We start from the raw sequence: 1,329 nt of genomic DNA on the forward strand, positions 1-1,329 counted from the left end.
CTTAAGAAGGCTGCCTTTATTGATTCAGACCTCTCTAGCTGTATCAGAGGTGACCGAAAAGTGGGGGCATATCCCAAGAAAATTTTTGGATTAGCAAGATATTTTCGAGTTACCTGTATTAATCCGATTTATCTAGTTGCATTGAAATTTGATAGTAATAAAATTTAATCCGCCTCTAACTTACTACCAGTTAATAACGTTAATAATGATTTAGCATTTTCTAATAAATCATCATAGGTAATTACCTCGATTTTATCTCTAAAAACTAAATTTCTTCTTCTAAGCTTCTCTTTTGTTTCTAGTGTCAGAGTATTAGATCTTCCAATTACCACATAGCCTTTTGGTGAATACAATTCTTGAATTTTTTCACGTGCATATGAGTTATTATGTTCAATCCACTCTAACCAGTCCATTATTTGTTGTTCTGCATGTACCAACGCACTGGCTGGATTGCCTTGTTTGGTATAAACATTTAAAGTACTAGCTTCAATTTCAACAACATCATAAAGTCCATTATATCTTTTCAAAACATAGTCAGCTTCGTATTCCGAACCAAACCTATGCTTATCTAATACCTCAATATATTCTGTTCCAAATAAAATTGGATAAGTCGTTAATATTTCTTGTAGTCTATTCTCATTTCTCGAGATATTATTTAATCCTACTGACAATTCATTAATTCCATCTTTTAAATTATTAATTACAAATTGAGCACTATCCAGTTTTTTTAGTTTTTCCATTAATTTATTCTTATAATAATTTACTTCACCGAATGAATAAATTCTGGGTATTTTCGCTACTGTCAATTCACCTTTTTGTTTTTCAAAATCTGGAACTAAAGTATCTGCAAGTTTGTATTTTTTTACTTCATTATTTTCATCTATTAACTCGAAACCATGTTCATATAACTGGTTATAATAGCCGCTAAGGCTCTCTTCCAATTTATCGTGATTTAGGAAAACAGGTATATTGTAAATAACTGACATAGCCAATTCATGAAGTATTGCTTTGTCTAATTCATCTTGCGACGCTTCAACAGATGTTTGCAATAATGCTACCATCTCAAGACTGTTATAGGAGCTATTAAATGTATAACAAATAATGTGAAGTAGCGGTTTGTCATCTTGATCTACGTCAAAAATCATTTCTTTAACAATCTTGTAAAACTCAGAATCCTTTTCATATTTCTCTATATTTATTTCAACGTCTTTTTTTGTAGATGAATACCTTTCATATTCTTCGTCAGTGTTCTCGCCATTCATTGTAATAAAAGTACGTAATAAAGTGGATTTCTTATACAAATCTAACCTATTCATGCATTTCCCCCTT

Annotated in this window: 1 protein-coding gene; it reads right to left on the reverse strand. The window is 30.9% G+C overall.

All coding sequences use genetic code 11. The features are described from left to right. Positions 1–164: 164 nt before the first annotated feature. The coding region (locus CW734_RS01165; protein ID WP_232787009.1) for a Shedu anti-phage system protein SduA domain-containing protein at positions 165–1,329 on the reverse strand (1,165 nt) is incomplete at its 5' end.

It is taken from the genome of Planococcus sp. MB-3u-03, from assembly GCF_002833405.1.
GTDB lineage: Bacteria > Bacillota > Bacilli > Bacillales_A > Planococcaceae > Planococcus.